Origin of the sequence: Enterobacter sp. 22466, from assembly GCF_052044775.1 — a bacterium.
Taxonomy (GTDB): domain Bacteria; phylum Pseudomonadota; class Gammaproteobacteria; order Enterobacterales; family Enterobacteriaceae; genus Enterobacter; species Enterobacter dissolvens.
The window spans coordinates 1-15246 of record NZ_JBQENX010000014.1 but is presented as its reverse complement, the minus strand read 5'-3'; the positions used below and the strand labels follow the sequence as shown (position 1 = coordinate 15246).

14 protein-coding genes, 2 tRNA genes and 1 rRNA gene are annotated in these 15246 nt (G+C 55.5%); 4 read left to right on the top strand and 13 right to left on the bottom strand.

The features are described 5' to 3' along the window. Window positions 1–28 precede the first annotated feature (28 nt). Entirely contained in the window at window positions 29–2053 is a 2025-nt protein-coding gene (gene rep, locus ACTJJI_RS24135) for a DNA helicase Rep (RefSeq protein WP_013099281.1), read from the bottom strand. A gap of 85 nt (window positions 2054–2138) precedes the next feature. Here rep and ppiC point away from each other — a divergent pair, with 85 nt between their 5' ends. Beyond that, a complete protein-coding gene (gene ppiC, locus ACTJJI_RS24130; RefSeq protein ID WP_008501570.1) occupies window positions 2139–2420 on the top strand; it encodes a peptidylprolyl isomerase PpiC in 282 nt (93 codons plus the stop codon). Between the two features lie 85 nt (window positions 2421–2505). Here the strand turns inward: ppiC and ilvC are convergent, their stop codons facing one another. After that, the gene (gene ilvC, locus ACTJJI_RS24125) at window positions 2506–3981 is read right to left on the bottom strand and encodes a ketol-acid reductoisomerase (RefSeq protein ID WP_008501571.1); all 1476 of its coding nucleotides are present in this window, start codon (window positions 3979–3981) and stop codon (window positions 2506–2508) included. Between the two features lie 152 nt (window positions 3982–4133). Here ilvC and ilvY point away from each other — a divergent pair, with 152 nt between their 5' ends. Then, window positions 4134–5024, top strand: a complete 891-nt coding sequence (gene ilvY / locus ACTJJI_RS24120) for an HTH-type transcriptional activator IlvY (protein ID WP_046889426.1) — start codon at window positions 4134–4136, stop codon at window positions 5022–5024. Between the two features lie 45 nt (window positions 5025–5069). Here the strand turns inward: ilvY and ilvA are convergent, their stop codons facing one another. The 7 genes from ilvA to ilvL form a co-directional block, all read right to left on the bottom strand. Then, window positions 5070–6614: a threonine ammonia-lyase, biosynthetic gene (gene ilvA / locus ACTJJI_RS24115; protein WP_014833732.1), complete on the bottom strand. Its 1545-nt coding sequence runs from the start codon at window positions 6612–6614 to the stop codon at window positions 5070–5072. A gap of 2 nt (window positions 6615–6616) precedes the next feature. Then, window positions 6617–8467, bottom strand: coding sequence for a dihydroxy-acid dehydratase (ilvD, locus tag ACTJJI_RS24110; protein ID WP_063411899.1), 1851 nt, complete (start codon window positions 8465–8467; stop codon window positions 6617–6619). A gap of 60 nt (window positions 8468–8527) precedes the next feature. Further along, on the bottom strand, window positions 8528–9457 hold the full coding sequence (ilvE, locus tag ACTJJI_RS24105) for a branched-chain-amino-acid transaminase (RefSeq protein WP_013099287.1): 930 nt from the start codon (window positions 9455–9457) through the stop codon (window positions 8528–8530). 18 nt (window positions 9458–9475) lie between these two features. After that, complete coding sequence (gene ilvM / locus ACTJJI_RS24100; protein WP_003860184.1) at window positions 9476–9739, bottom strand: acetolactate synthase 2 small subunit; 264 nt, start codon at window positions 9737–9739, stop codon at window positions 9476–9478. Then, window positions 9736–11382 carry an acetolactate synthase 2 catalytic subunit gene (gene ilvG / locus ACTJJI_RS24095; RefSeq protein WP_257256440.1) on the bottom strand — a complete coding sequence of 549 codons (1647 nt, stop codon included), beginning with the start codon at window positions 11380–11382 and terminating at the stop codon, window positions 9736–9738. The genes ilvM and ilvG overlap by 4 nt, the downstream gene beginning before the upstream one ends. A 2-nt stretch (window positions 11383–11384) precedes the next feature. Beyond that, a complete protein-coding gene (gene ilvX / locus ACTJJI_RS24090; protein WP_102046757.1) occupies window positions 11385–11435 on the bottom strand; it encodes a peptide IlvX in 51 nt (16 codons plus the stop codon). 86 nt (window positions 11436–11521) lie between these two features. Continuing rightward, the gene (gene ilvL / locus ACTJJI_RS24085) at window positions 11522–11620 is read right to left on the bottom strand and encodes an ilv operon leader peptide (RefSeq protein WP_001311244.1); all 99 of its coding nucleotides are present in this window, start codon (window positions 11618–11620) and stop codon (window positions 11522–11524) included. A 341-nt stretch (window positions 11621–11961) separates the two neighbouring features. On the opposite strand from ilvL, the gene ACTJJI_RS24080 reads away from it, so the two are divergent. Then, window positions 11962–13482: a YifB family Mg chelatase-like AAA ATPase gene (locus tag ACTJJI_RS24080; RefSeq protein ID WP_046889404.1), complete on the top strand. Its 1521-nt coding sequence runs from the start codon at window positions 11962–11964 to the stop codon at window positions 13480–13482. A 32-nt stretch (window positions 13483–13514) separates the two neighbouring features. Here the strand turns inward: ACTJJI_RS24080 and ACTJJI_RS24075 are convergent, their stop codons facing one another. Next, complete coding sequence (locus tag ACTJJI_RS24075) at window positions 13515–13853, bottom strand: DUF413 domain-containing protein (RefSeq protein ID WP_013099290.1); 339 nt, start codon at window positions 13851–13853, stop codon at window positions 13515–13517. 118 nt (window positions 13854–13971) lie between these two features. Here ACTJJI_RS24075 and hdfR point away from each other — a divergent pair, with 118 nt between their 5' ends. Next, window positions 13972–14793 (top strand): HTH-type transcriptional regulator HdfR, encoded by an 822-nt coding sequence (gene hdfR / locus ACTJJI_RS24070; protein ID WP_014833736.1) that lies wholly within the window; start codon window positions 13972–13974, stop codon window positions 14791–14793. Between the two features lie 99 nt (window positions 14794–14892). Here the strand turns inward: hdfR and ACTJJI_RS24065 are convergent. The 3 genes from ACTJJI_RS24065 to rrf all read right to left on the bottom strand — a co-directional run. Continuing rightward, window positions 14893–14968, bottom strand: a tRNA-Trp gene (locus ACTJJI_RS24065). Window positions 14969–15020: 52 nt separating this feature from the next. Then, window positions 15021–15097 (bottom strand) — tRNA-Asp (locus tag ACTJJI_RS24060). A gap of 55 nt (window positions 15098–15152) precedes the next feature. Beyond that, window positions 15153–15246, bottom strand: a 5S ribosomal RNA gene (gene rrf, locus ACTJJI_RS24055); the annotation flags it as partial.

The window sequence follows — 15246 nt, the reverse complement described above, 5'->3', positions numbered from 1 at the left end:
GGCTTCGCCATACCCGGCCAGCACATTCTTATCCCTTCTCTTTGGCTTTTGCCAGCATCGCGCGAATGTTCGCGACGTTAGCCTGGCCTTTGTGCATCCGTTCTTCTGCGGTAATGACTTTGCGCTCCTGTTCCCAGATCAGATCGTCCTGCGGCAGTTCCAGCAAGAAACGGCTCGGTTCCGGGCGCACCAGCTCACCGTACTGTCTGCGCTCTTTGCACAGCGTGAACGTCAGCTCTTTCTGCGCACGGGTGATCCCCACATAGGCCAGACGACGCTCTTCATCGACGTTATCTTCATCAATGCTGCTCTGGTGCGGCAGTAAGCCCTCTTCCATGCCGACCAGATAGACATACGGGAATTCCAGCCCTTTTGACGCATGCAGCGTCATCAGCTGCACCTGATCGGCCTCCTCTTCGCTCTCACCGCGCTCCATCATGTCGCGCAGCGTAAAGCGGGTGACGACCTGAGTCAGGGTCATCGGCTCGTCGATTTCAGAACCTTCCAACATTTCCGTCATCCAGCTGAACAGCTGGTTAACGTTTTTCATGCGCATCTCCGCCGCCTTCGGGCTGGCAGAGGTTTCATACAGCCAGGACTCGTAGTCGATGCCGTGGATCAAATCGCGAACGGCGGCAACCGGTTCGCGCTCCGCCAGGCGCTGGACTTCGCCAAGCCAGTGGGTAAAGCGGGTTAACGAATCATAACCGCGCCCGGTTAACGTCTGGCTCAGCCCCATATCGAAGCTGGCGGTAAACAGGCTTTTGTTGCGCGTCATCGCCCATTCACCGAGCTTTTGCAGCGTCGCCGGGCCGATTTCACGTTTCGGCGTGTTCACGATACGCAAAAATGCGCTGTCATCATCCGGGTTAGTCAGCACGCGCAAATAGGCCAGCAGATCTTTGATTTCAGGCCGCGAGAAGAACGAAGTTCCACCCGAAATTTTGTACGGGATGCGGTTCTGCATCAGCATCTTTTCAAAGACGCGTGACTGGTGGTTGCCGCGATAGAGTATCGCGTAATCTTTATATTCCGTTTTATTGACGAAGTGGTGAGCAATCAGCTCGCCCGTCACGCGCTCCGCTTCATGCTCTTCATTATTGGCGCTGAGCACTTTGAGCTCCGTGCCATAGCCAAGTTCGGAGAAAAGGCGTTTTTCGAAGACGTGCGGGTTATTGGCAATCAGGATATTTGCCGCTTTCAGGATGCGCCCGGATGAGCGGTAGTTCTGTTCCAGCTTGATCACCTGCAGCGCCGGAAAATCTTTGCTCAGCAGCACCAGGTTTTGTGGGCGCGCACCGCGCCAGGAGTAGATTGACTGGTCATCATCGCCTACCACGGTGAAACGCGCGCGCTGTCCCACCAGCAGCTTCACCAGCTCATACTGACTGGTGTTGGTGTCCTGGTATTCATCCACCAGCAGGTAGCGGATCTTATTCTGCCAGCGCTCACGCACCTCTTCATTACGCTGCAACAGCAGCGTGGGCAGCAGGATCAGATCGTCAAAATCCAGCACGTTACACGCTTTCATATGTGCATCGTACAGACCGTAGCAGTGAGCGAAGATCCGATCCCGCTCACCTTTGGCGCTCGCCGCCGCCTGAGCGGGGGTCATCAGATCGTTTTTCCAGTTGGAGATCGTCGAGATCAGCTGCTGCAACAGCACTTTGTCATCTTCGATCAGCCCCTCGGTAAGCTCTTTAAGCAATGCCACCTGATCGGTGTCGTCGAAGAGCGAGAAGTTGGATTTCATCCCCAGCGCCGCGTATTCACGTTTGATGATATCCAGCCCCAGCGTGTGGAACGTGGAGATCATCAGGCCTCGCGCCTCTTTACGCCCCAGCGTCTGGCCGACACGCTCTTTCATCTCGCGCGCCGCTTTATTGGTAAAGGTCACCGCCGCAATGTGCCGGGCCTGATACCCACAGCCGCGGATCAGGTGGGCAATTTTATTCGTGATCACTCGGGTTTTACCGGAGCCAGCCCCCGCCAGCACCAGACACGGTCCGGTGACAAATTCGACAGCTTGTTGTTGTCCGGGGTTTAAACGCATAAATGATCACTCAATGAAAGTCAGGAGGGGAGAATAACAGCGTGGTAGTATAGCGAGCCTAATCCATACCACTCAAGGCACGATCATGGCAAAAACAGCAGCAGCACTGCATATCCTTGTTAAAGAAGAGAAACTTGCTCTGGATCTTCTGGAGCAGATCAAAAACGGCGCCGACTTCGGCAAGCTGGCGAAGAAGCACTCCATTTGCCCGTCAGGCAAACGCGGCGGTGACTTAGGTGAATTCCGTCAGGGTCAGATGGTTCCGGCGTTCGACAAAGTGGTCTTCTCCTGCCCGGTACTGGAGCCGACTGGCCCACTGCATACGCAGTTCGGCTATCACGTGATCAAGGTCCTATATCGCAAATAAAAAGCCGGGTAGCGGCTGCGCCTTACCCGGCCTACGTCTTAGCGTTTTGTAGGTCGGGTAAGCGAAGCGCCACCCGACAAGGTTGTTAACCCGCTACCGCGATACGTTTCATATCAGTCATGTAGCCACGCAGTTTATGACCTACTTTCTCGATCTGGTGGCTGCGAATCGCTTCGTTCACATCGCGCAGTTGCGCGTTATCTACCGCACCTTCCGCAATGGCTTTGCCCAGATCGCCCGGTTGCAGGGTGGTCATGAACTCTTTCAGCAGCGGTACGCACGCATAAGAGAACAGGTAGTTGCCGTACTCCGCGGTATCAGAGATAACCACGTTCATTTCGTACAGACGCTTACGGGCGATGGTGTTCGCGATCAGCGGCAGCTCGTGCAGTGATTCGTAGTACGCAGACTCTTCGATGATGCCGGAATCCACCATGGTTTCGAACGCCAGCTCAACACCTGCTTTCACCATCGCGATCATCAGTACGCCTTTATCGAAGTACTCTTGCTCGCCGATTTTACCTTCATACTGTGGCGCAGTTTCGAACGCGGTCTTACCGGTTTCTTCACGCCAGGTCAGCAGTTTTTTATCGTCATTCGCCCAGTCCGCCATCATGCCGGAAGAGAATTCGCCGGAGATAATGTCGTCCATATGTTTCTGGAACAGTGGCGCCATGATGGTTTTCAGCTGTTCAGACAGCGCGTAAGCACGCAGCTTCGCCGGGTTGGACAGACGATCCATCATCAGGGTGATGCCGCCCTGCTTCAGCGCTTCGGTGATGGTTTCCCAGCCGAACTGAATCAGTTTTTCTGCGTATGCCGGGTCGGTACCCTCTTCCACCAGCTTATCGAAGCACAGCAGTGAACCGGCCTGCAGCATGCCGCAAAGAATGGTCTGCTCGCCCATCAGGTCAGATTTCACTTCAGCTACGAAGGAAGATTCCAGAACGCCCGCACGGTGACCGCCGGTCGCCGCTGCCCATGCTTTGGCAATCGCCATGCCTTCGCCTTTCGGATCGTTTTCCGGGTGAACGGCGATCAGGGTCGGCACGCCGAAGCCACGCTTGTACTCTTCACGCACTTCCGTACCCGGACACTTCGGTGCCACCATCACTACGGTGATGTCTTTACGGATCTGCTCGCCCACTTCAACGATGTTGAAGCCGTGGGAGTAACCCAGCGCCGCGCCGTCTTTCATCAGCGGCTGCACGGAGCGCACAACGTCAGAGTGCTGTTTGTCTGGCGTCAGGTTAACAACCAGATCCGCCTGCGGGATCAGCTCTTCGTAGGTACCCACTTTGAAACCGTTTTCGGTCGCTTTACGCCAGGAAGCGCGTTTTTCAGCAATCGCTTCTTTACGCAGGGCGTAAGAGATATCCAGACCGGAGTCACGCATGTTCAGGCCCTGGTTCAGGCCCTGCGCGCCACAGCCGACGATGACCACTTTTTTACCCTGAAGGTAGCTCGCGCCATCGGCAAATTCATCGCGCGCCATGAAGCGGCATTTGCCCAGCTGCGCCAGCTGCTGGCGCAAGTTCAGTGTATTAAAGTAGTTAGCCATGGGTGATACCTCGTGATGTTGTGTGTCTTATTGTTCGGTTCGCGTTTCAGCGAGAATGTACCCACATTACAGCAGGAAATGTATTGCGGAAATTGATATATTCACAACATCACGTTGCAATATCTGCAATGTAAAAAGGGGGAGTGAAATCCGTGGATTTACGCGATCTGAAAATGTTTTTGCATCTGGCAGAAAGTCGCCATTTTGGCCGTAGCGCCCGGGCCATGCACGTCAGCCCATCCACGCTTTCACGCCAGATCCAGCGCCTTGAAGAGGACCTCGGCCAGCCGCTGTTTGTGCGGGATAATCGCACCGTTACCCTCACGGAAGCGGGCGAAGAACTACGAGTCTTTGCTCAACAGACGTTGCTACAGTACCAGCAGCTACGACATACCATCGATCAGAAAGGGCCGTCTTTGTCCGGCGAGCTGCATATTTTCTGTTCTGTAACGGCCGCCTATAGCCATCTTCCCCCCATCCTTGACCGCTTCCGCGCGGAGCATCCTTCGGTTGAAATTAAGCTCACTACCGGCGATGCCGCCGACGCAATGGAAAAAGTGGTGACCGGTGAAGCGGATCTGGCCATTGCCGGGAAACCGGAAACCCTGCCGGGCGCGGTGGCGTTCTCTATGCTGGAGAACCTGGCGGTGGTGCTGATCGCCCCGGCGCTACCCTGCCCGGTGCGTAATCAGGTGTCGGTGGAAAAGCCGGACTGGTCAACGGTACCGTTTATCATGGCCGATCAGGGGCCGGTGCGACGCCGTATCGAACTCTGGTTCCGTCGTCAGAAAATCAGTAATCCGTCGATTTACGCGACGGTGGGTGGACATGAGGCGATGGTCTCGATGGTGGCGCTTGGCTGCGGCGTGGCGCTGCTGCCGGAAGTGGTGCTGGAAAACAGCCCGGAACCGGTGCGCAATCGCGTGATGATTCTGGAGCGCAGCGACGAGAAGACGCCGTTCGAGCTTGGCGTGTGCGCACAAAAAAAGCGGCTGCATGAGCCGCTTATTGATGCGTTCTGGAAGATATTGCCGAACCATTAAAGTCGGGTGGCGCTACGCTTACCCGACCTACACGCAGACCTCCCCTTAGCCCGCCAGGAAGAAGCGGAACGCCGGGTTGTGGGTTTCGTCGTGGCACTCATAGCCCAGTTCGTTCAGGCGCGTTTCGAAATCCGGCTCGTGCTCAGCCAGCTCAAACGCTGCCAGCACGCGACCGTAATCGGTGCCATGGCTGCGGTAGTGGAATAGCGAGATGTTCCAGTGCGTGCCCAGCGTATGCAGGAACTTCAGCAACGCGCCCGGTGATTCCGGGAACTCAAAGCTGTAGAGACGTTCCTTAAGCGGCTTCGACGGACGACCGCCGACCATATAACGCACGTGCAGTTTCGCCATCTCATCGTCAGAGAGATCGACCACGCTGTAGCCGCCTTCATGCAGCAGGTTGAGGATCTCTTTGCGCTCTTCCAGACCGCGGCTTAAACGCACGCCGACAAAAATGCAGGCGTCTTTCGCATCGGCAAAACGGTAGTTGAACTCCGTTACCGAACGGCCACCAAGCAGCTGACAGAACTTCAGGAAGCTACCCTTCTCTTCCGGAATGGTCACCGCCAGCAGGGCCTCACGCTGCTCGCCCAGCTCGCAGCGTTCAGAAACATAACGCAGACCGTGGAAGTTGACGTTAGCACCCGAGAGCACGTGCGCCAGGCGCTCGCCGCGGATGTTGTGCTGGGCGATGTATTTTTTCATTCCAGCCAATGCCAGCGCGCCGGACGGTTCCGCCACCGCACGCACATCCTCAAAGAGATCTTTCATCGCCGCGCAGATGGCGTCGCTGTCGACGGTGACGATGTCATCAAGATACTCCTGGCACAGGCGGAAGGTTTCGTCGCCAATACGTTTCACCGCCACGCCTTCGGCAAACAGCCCAACGCGCGGAAGATCGACCGGATGACCCGCATCCAGTGCGGCCTTCAGGCAGGCTGAATCTTCCGCTTCCACGGCAATCACTTTAATCTGCGGCATCAGCTGTTTGATCAGCACCGCCACGCCTGCGGCTAAACCACCACCGCCCACCGGAACGAATACACGGTCAAGATGGGCATCCTGCTGCAGCAGTTCCAGCGCCAGGGTACCTTGTCCTGCAATCACCATCGGATGATCGAACGGCGGTACCCAGGTGAAGCCCTGCTGCTGCGCCAGCTCGATCGCTTTGGCTTTTGCTTCGTCAAAGTTAGCGCCGTGGAGCAGCACTTCGCCACCGAAGCCACGCACCGCATCCACTTTGATATCTGCCGTGGCAACCGGCATCACGATCAACGCTTTCAACCCCAAACGGGCAGACGAGAACGCCACACCCTGCGCGTGGTTGCCCGCCGACGCGGTAATCACGCCGCGTGCTTTTTGCTCGTCGGTCAACCCGGCCATCATCGCGTAGGCACCGCGCAGCTTGAAGCTGTGCACCGGCTGACGGTCTTCGCGCTTCACCAGAATCACGTTGTCGAGGCGCGAAGAGAGTTTTTCCATTTTCTGCAGCGGGGTGACCTGCACCGCTTCATAGACCGGCGCGCGTAGTACTGCCCGGAGATATTCCGCCCCCTCTGGGGCGGCGGATAAGGGTTGTGACTCGGCCATCATTAGCCCCCAAGTTTCGATTTATCGCGTACCGCGCCTTTGTCTGCACTGGTCGCCAGGCTCGCGTAAGCGCGAAGGGCGAAGGAGACTTCACGCTGGCGGTCCTTCGGCGTCCAGGCTTTATCGCCGCGCGCTTCCTGTGCTTCACGACGAGCCGCGATCTCCTGATCGCTCAGCTTGAGCTGGATCCCGCGATTCGGAATGTCGATTTCAATCAGGTCACCGTCTTCGATGATCGCGATATTGCCGCCGCTCGCCGCTTCCGGTGATACGTGGCCGATGGAGAGGCCGGACGTACCGCCGGAGAAACGTCCGTCGGTGATCAACGCACACGCTTTACCAAGGCCCATCGATTTCAGGAAGGTGGTTGGGTAGAGCATCTCCTGCATGCCCGGCCCGCCTTTTGGCCCTTCGTAACGGATGACCACCACGTCGCCTTCCACGACTTTGCCGCCCAGGATGGCGTCTACCGCCTCGTCCTGGCTCTCGTACACTTTGGCCGGGCCGGTAAATTTGAGGATGCTGTCATCCACGCCTGCGGTTTTTACGATACAGCCGTTTTCCGCAAAGTTGCCGTACAGCACAGCCAGACCGCCGTCTTTGCTGTAGGCATGCTCCAGCGAACGGATGCACCCTTCGGCACGGTCATCATCCAGGGTGTCCCAGCGACAATCCTGCGAGAAGGCCTGCGTGGTACGAATACCGGCGGGACCCGCACGGAACATATTTTTCACTGCCTCGTCCTGGGTCAGCATCACGTCATATTTATCCAGCGTCTGCGGCAACGTCAGACCGAGAACGTTCTTCACATCGCGGTTCAGCAATCCGGCGCGATCCAGCTCGCCGAGAATACCGATGACGCCACCCGCGCGGTGGACGTCTTCCATGTGATATTTCTGGGTACTTGGCGCGACTTTACACAGCTGTGGCACTTTGCGGGACAGCTTATCGATGTCACTCATGGTGAAGTCGATTTCGGCTTCCTGCGCGGCGGCCAGCAGGTGCAGCACGGTATTGGTAGAACCGCCCATGGCGATATCCAGCGTCATGGCGTTTTCGAACGCCGCCTTACTGGCGATGTTGCGCGGCAGCGCGCTGGCATCGTCCTGCTCGTAGTAACGTTTGGTCAGTTCAACAATGCGCTTACCGGCGTTGAGGAACAACGCTTTACGGTCAGCGTGCGTCGCCAGCAGCGAGCCGTTGCCCGGCTGAGAGAGGCCCAGCGCCTCGGTCAGGCAGTTCATGGAGTTGGCGGTGAACATCCCGGAACAGGAGCCGCAGGTTGGGCACGCGGAGCGTTCCACCTGGTTACTCTGCTCATCAGACACTTTCGGATCCGCCCCCTGAATCATCGCATCGACGAGGTCGAGCTTGATGATTTTGTCAGAAAGCTTGGTTTTACCCGCTTCCATCGGGCCACCGGAAACGAAGATCACCGGAATGTTCAGACGCAGGGAGGCCATCAGCATCCCCGGGGTGATTTTGTCGCAGTTGGAGATACAGACCATGGCATCCGCACAGTGAGCGTTAACCATGTATTCCACCGAGTCGGCAATCAGCTCGCGCGACGGCAGTGAATAGAGCATGCCCCCGTGCCCCATTGCGATACCGTCATCCACCGCAATGGTGTTGAATTCTTTCGCCACACCGCCCGCAGCTTCAATTTGCCCGGCAACCAGTTTACCGAGATCGCGCAGGTGCACATGGCCCGGCACAAACTGGGTGAAGGAGTTCACCACGGCGATAATCGGTTTACCGAAATCAGCGTCGGTCATCCCGGTGGCGCGCCACAGTGCGCGGGCACCGGCCATATTACGGCCATGAGTGGTGGTGGCGGAACGATACTTAGGCATGCTTTATTTACTCCCGTCTGACTATTAAATGGGACGGTGCGTGCCGCCCCATATTTATGCTTATTGATTAACCTGATCCAACCAGCCGTATTTGTCTTCTGTTTCACCGGTGAAGAGGCCGAAGAAGGCTTGCTGAATACGTTTGGTGACCGGACCACAGCGGCCTGCCCCCACCTGGATACCATCTACGCTGCGAACCGGCGTGATCTCAGCCGCAGTACCGGACATAAAGACTTCATCGGCCAGATACAGGGATTCACGGGACAGAACCTGCTCACGCACTTCGATACCCAGATCTTTCGCCAGCTTAATGATGGCGTCACGGGTAATTCCCGGCAGGGCTGAAGAGGTAAACGGTGGGGTGAACAGGATGCCATCTTTCACTTCAAACAGGTTTTCACCTGCGCCTTCAGAGATATAACCGTTCACATCCAGTGCGATGCCTTCCTGGTAGCCGTGGCGGCGCGCTTCGCTGCCAACCAGCAGTGAGGAGAGGTAATTCCCGCCCGCCTTGGCCGCAGTTGGGATGGTGTTAGGCGCCACGCGGTTCCAGGACGAGACCATTGCGTCGATCCCCTGCTCCAGCGCTTCTGCACCCAGGTACGCCCCCCACGGGAACGCAGCAATGATCACGTCAGTGGTATAACCGGCTGGCGGGTTAACGCCCATCCCCACATCACCCACGAACACCAGCGGTCGAATATAAGCGCTGGTGAGGTTGTTCTTACGAATCACCTCGCGGCAGGCTTCCATCAGTTCATCAACACTTTGAGAAACCGGGAAACGATAAATTTTGGCTGAGTCATGCAAACGCTGCATGTGTTCACGATGACGGAACACCACTGGCCCTTTGTGAGAGTCGTAGCAACGGATGCCTTCAAACACAGACGTACCGTAGTGCAGCGCATGGGACATCACGTGGACCTTCGCGTCCTCCCAACGAACCATCTCACCATTGAACCAAATGTAATCAGCTTTTTTTGTCGTCATTTTCTCTTCCTGTCACGCTCAGGCGCGGATTTGTTGTGATGTGGTTGTGCTCTGACAGATGGCTACATGGGCAACATCTACCAGCTTTGATAACTGACTAAACAGTAAGTCGACCGGGCGCGGACTGGCAACGGTTAATTCGATACTGATGTTTTGGGCGTCAGTGGCCGTCTCCATATTCATAGAGCAAATCTGAAAGCCACGATGACGGACCACGCGCAAAACGCGCTCTAATGTTTCTGGATTGAAGCGAGCCTGAACGGCGACCTGATGTTGCATCATGATAATTTCTCCAGCATTTGTGAGTTACTGGCACCTGGCGGTACCAACGGCCAGACGTTCTCAAGCTCGTCGATTGAGACATGAAGCAGGTAAGGCCCTTCGCTTGACAGCATGGTGTCGAGTGCCGCTTCAACCTGGTCTTTACGGGTGATGTGCTGTCCAGGGATGCCAAAGGCGCTGGCCAGAGTGAGGAAATCGGGGTTGTCAGTCAGGGTGGTCTCGCTGTAGCGCTCCTCGAAGAACAGCTGCTGCCACTGGCGCACCATCCCTAAACGCTGGTTATCGAGCAACACGATCTTCAGCGGCAATTGTTTACGCTTAACGGTGCCCAACTCCTGAACGTTCATCATGAAGGAGCCGTCACCGGAGATACAGATGACCGTATCGTTCGGGCGCGCAACCTGAGCACCCACCGCGGCAGGCAGGCCGAAGCCCATCGTGCCTAATCCGCTGGAGGTGATGAAGTTTTCCGGGCGGGTGTAGGTCATGTGCTGCGCAGACCACATCTGGTGCTGGCCGACATCGGTCGTCACTACGCTGTCTGCCGGTTTACGGTCAGACAACTGCTTCAACAGCAGCGGCGCATAGATGGCCTCACCCGGATGGTCGTAACGCCAGGCGTGCCCGGCACGCATTTCAGCCGTGTGCTGGCGCCACTCGCGGATATTCAAAGGTTGCTGTAACGCCGGCAGCAGCGTGTTGAGATCGCCCTGCAGCGCAACATGCGCCTGACGCAGTTTGTTCATCTCCGCCGGGTCGATATCCATATGGATAACTTTGGCGTTTGGCGCGAAGGTATTCAGCTTGCCGGTCACGCGATCGTCAAAACGGGCACCGACGGCAATCAGCAAATCACACTCCTGCACCGCCAGGTTTGCCGCTTTGGTACCGTGCATCCCCAGCATGCCCAGGTAGTATGGGTAGTCAGCATCGACGGCCCCCAACCCTTTCAGCGTGCAGGTGGCTGGCATTTGCGTCACTGCGATAAACTCGCGCAGGGCCGGAACCGCCTGTGCCATGCCGACGCCGCCGCCGACATACAGCATCGGCTGGGTTGCCTGCGCCAGCATCCGACGCGCTTCTTCGACTTCCGCATGCGGGTACGCATCGTCGCTCTCCACGGTGGAGAAGTGCGGTTCCAGTTCGCCGACTGCGACCTGGATGTCTTTCGGGATATCCACCAGAACCGGGCCAGGACGGCCAGAGCTGGCAATACGGAACGCTTCCGCCATCACGCCCGGCAGTTCTTCGAGGGACTGCACGAGGAAACTGTGTTTGGTGCAGGCCAGCGACAAGCCGAGCACATCGACTTCCTGGAAGGCATCGGTACCGATGAACGGCGAAGCCACCTGGCCAGTAATTGCGACAACGGGAACAGAGTCGAGCAGTGCATCAGCCAGACCGGTAATCAGGTTTGTGGCGCCCGGTCCAGACGTTGCCATGCAGACACCCGTTTTACCGGTGGCACGTGCATAGCCAATGGCCGCCATGGCTGCGCCCTGCTCGTGTCGGCACAACAGGTGTTCCACGCCGCCGTCATACAGTGCATCGTAAATCGGCATAATTGCGCCTCCCGGATAACCGAAGACCGTTTCGACTCCCTGTGCGCGCAACGCATGTACTACCCACTGTGCCCCATTCATAGTTAGTTCCCCGTCATAAATCGGGAGAAACAGAATTTTGTGCTATTTGTCATTCTCTGCTCCTCGTTTAAGTTTTTTAGTCATAAAAAAACCCCCGGACCTTTCGGTGCGGGGGTCTTAGTTCGTTAAGGCTTGATTTCTAAGCCTTTCCTCGTCCAAGTGCAGCCCCGCACGGTGGGATAATAATCACCACCACGCTAATCACGACCAGGCTAATCACTCGTAGAAGGGCTGTCATTTTCAGTTCTTTTTGCATCTTGTTCGAAGGAATGCCTAAAGAGTTATCACAGTTATTAAACCAAACACAAGATTTATTTATGACGGATTTGATTAGCAGGCAAATCATATTCCTGAAAACCGTTGTTTTATATAAGGAAATTAGATAGTGAATATTTTTCATTTTTTTGGCGTGTTTTAGCGCTCTGCAGCGTTCCGTCCTTCTCTTTGCGAGATGGCTTCCGAATGAGTGAAATAGTTACAGTATGTCGCTAAAAAGCAGGAATGAGCGTCGTAAATAAGCCAAATGACGCTCAACAGGCAAAATCAATACTGACATAGTGACTCACTGAGGAGGTGCTTATGTCACTGTCAGTTGTTTATACGCGCGCGGCTATCGGAGTAAAGGCACCGCTTATTTCTGTGGAGGTTCATCTGAGTAATGGGCTCCCTGGGCTAACACTTGTCGGCTTGCCAGAAACCACGGTCAAAGAAGCCAGGGATCGGGTACGCAGCGCAATTATCAATAGCGGTTATACCTTCCCTGCAAAGAAGATCACGATCAATCTTGCTCCCGCAGATCTGCCCAAAGAGGGCGGACGATACGATTTACCTATCGCTATTGCGCTTCTCGCAGCCTCTGAGCAGCTCAACACAGCGAGGCTAGGCTCGTACGAGTTCATTGGCGAACTGGCGCTTACAGGCGCGTTAAGAGGCGTTCCTGGCGCCATCTCTGGTGCGCTGGAAGCCATTCATGCCGGTCGACAAATTATTGTAGCCAATGAAAATGCCTCAGAAGTGAGCCTGATTGCGGAGAAAGGTTGCCTGGTCGCGGGGCATTTGCAGGAGGTCTGCGCATACCTTGAAGGCCGACATGAGCTGTCTGAACCGGAAGAAACGGAAGATATTCTGCCAGAAAGTCCGGATGACCTCAGCGATATTATCGGGCAGGTGCAGGGGAAGCGGGCGCTGGAGATCACCGCTGCCGGGGGACATAACCTGTTGCTGATAGGGCCGCCGGGAACGGGGAAAACCATGCTGGCGAGCAGGCTGAACGGGTTATTGCCGCCACTCAATAATCATGAGGCACTTGAAAGCGCTGCGATATACAGCCTGGTGAGTTCTGCCTCGTTGCACAAACAGTGGCGACGTCGGCCTTTTCGCTCTCCACATCATAGTGCCTCCCTGACGGCCATGGTCGGCGGTGGCTCCATTCCGGGGCCGGGAGAGATCTCGCTGGCACACAATGGCATCCTGTTCCTCGATGAGCTGCCTGAGTTTGAACGCCGCGTTCTGGATGCGCTGCGGGAACCCATCGAATCGGGAGAAATCCATATCTCCCGCACGCGCGCTAAAATAAGCTACCCGGCACAATTCCAGCTGGTTGCCGCCATGAATCCCAGCCCATCAGGCCATTATCAGGGGAATCATAATCGCTGCACGCCTGAGCAAACGCTGCGCTATCTGGGAAAGCTGTCAGGCCCTTTCCTCGATCGTTTTGATTTATCCCTGGAGATCCCCTTACCTCCTCCCGGTTTGCTTAGCCAGACGACTGTGCGTGGTGAAAGCACAGCTGAAGTACGCAAGCGGGTCATCGCCTCACAGGCACGACAGTACGCACGTCAACGTAAGCTAAATGCCCGTCTGGACAATGCTGAGATTCGGCAGTTTTGCCATCTTAAGGCTGAGGATGCCTGCTGGCTTGAGGAGACATTGACGCGATTTGGGCTCTCGATCCGTGCATGGCAGCGCCTACTGAAAGTGGCTCGCACCATTGCCGATGTGGAAGGAGACCCAGAGATTGAAAGACACCATCTGCAGGAAGCGCTGAGCTATCGCGCCATTGATCGGTTGTTGCTGCACCTGCAAAAATTACTGGCATAAAAAAAGGAGCCGAAGCTCCTTTTCTCATCAACTTAGTCGTCAGACTCGGTGTAGTCTTCCGCACCTTCCATCTGCGGCTTACCGCCAGACAGCGTATGGAAACGCTTTGGACGCTTGATGCGTGCCATGTACTTGATCCATACACGTTCCGCTTCAGACTGCGGCTCACGCTCACCGCGACAAACAGCAACGAACTGTTTTTCGTCTTCAGTCGCAGGCTCACGTTTACCCAGATCCAGCTCGTTAAAGGCATAACCATGACGCTCAAGCAATTGCGCCTCTTTGATGGTGAAATCGCCGTGACGAGAGAACCCGCGTGGATAATTTTTATTGTCGAAAAAACGATTAGTCGTCGTAAAGCTTTCCGCCATCCTACACGCTCCTAATTCTTTGGCCGAGCTATTTATGGCGCGGAGTATTAGTTACGCTTGACAGAGTGTAAAACAAAACATTTAAATCATAACGACAAATAATTTTGTGGAGAAAGATGTGGATACGGAATTGCTAAAAACTTTCCTTGAAGTGAGCAGGACTCGCCACTTCGGGCGAGCAGCTGAAGCCCTTTATCTGACGCAGTCAGCAGTCAGTTTTCGTATTCGACAGCTGGAAAATCAATTAGGTGTGAATCTTTTTACCCGCCACCGTAACAACATCCGTTTGACGCCAGCCGGCGAGAAACTGCTTCCCTATGCAGAAACGTTGATGAATACCTGGCAGGCGGCCCGCAAAGAGGTGTCTCATACGTCCAGGCACAATGAGTTTTCTATTGGCGCCAGCGCATCATTGTGGGAATGCATGCTCAGTCAATGGCTTACCCGGCTATATCATTCGCACAGCCATTTGCAATTCGAAGCCAGAATTGCGCAACGTCAGTCGCTTGTTAAGCAACTCCACGAACGTCAGCTGGATCTTCTGATCACGACTGAAGCTCCCAAGATGGACGAATTTAGCAGCCAGATTGTTGGACAGTTCAGCCTGGCACTCTATGCTTCTGCCCCTTCGATGATGAAGGCAGACCTGAGTTATTTACGTCTTGAGTGGGGGCCGGATTTTCAACAACATGAGGCTGGGTTGATCGCGCCTGATGATGTGCCACAACTCACGACCAGTTCAGCGGAGATCGCCTGTCAACAACTCGCATTACTGAAGGGTTGCACCTGGTTACCTGTACGCTGGGCAGATAGTCAATCCGGACTCCATACCGTGCTGGATTCCACCACGCTTTCCAGACCGCTGTATGCGATTTGGCTGCAAAACAGTGACAAGCAAACACAGATAAAAGATCTGCTAAAAATCAATATCATCGATTGATGCATAAGCCTGCAGGGATGCAGGCAGCATATTCAGAAGGGGTATTTTTTACCGTTTTTCAGGTAAAAAAAATCCTTTGCCGAAGCAAAGGATTATATATGGCAGGGGCGGAGAGACTCGAACTCGCGACACCCGGTTTTGGAGACCGGTGCTCTACCAACTGAGCTACGCCCCTAAAGTTTTTTACCATTAAGCCTGCCGCGAGGCAGGCTTAATGTCTTTATAAGTGGCGGAACGGACGGGACTCGAACCCGCGACCCCCTGCGTGACAGGCAGGTATTCTAACCGACTGAACTACCGCTCCACCGAAGACTGCTGTAACCACCGGATTAACGCACCGGCTTACTACTTAATTTGATGCCTGGCAGTTCCCTACTCTCACATGGGGAGACCCCACACTACCATCGGCGCTACGGCGTTTCACTTCTGAGTTCGGCATGGGGTCAGGTGGGA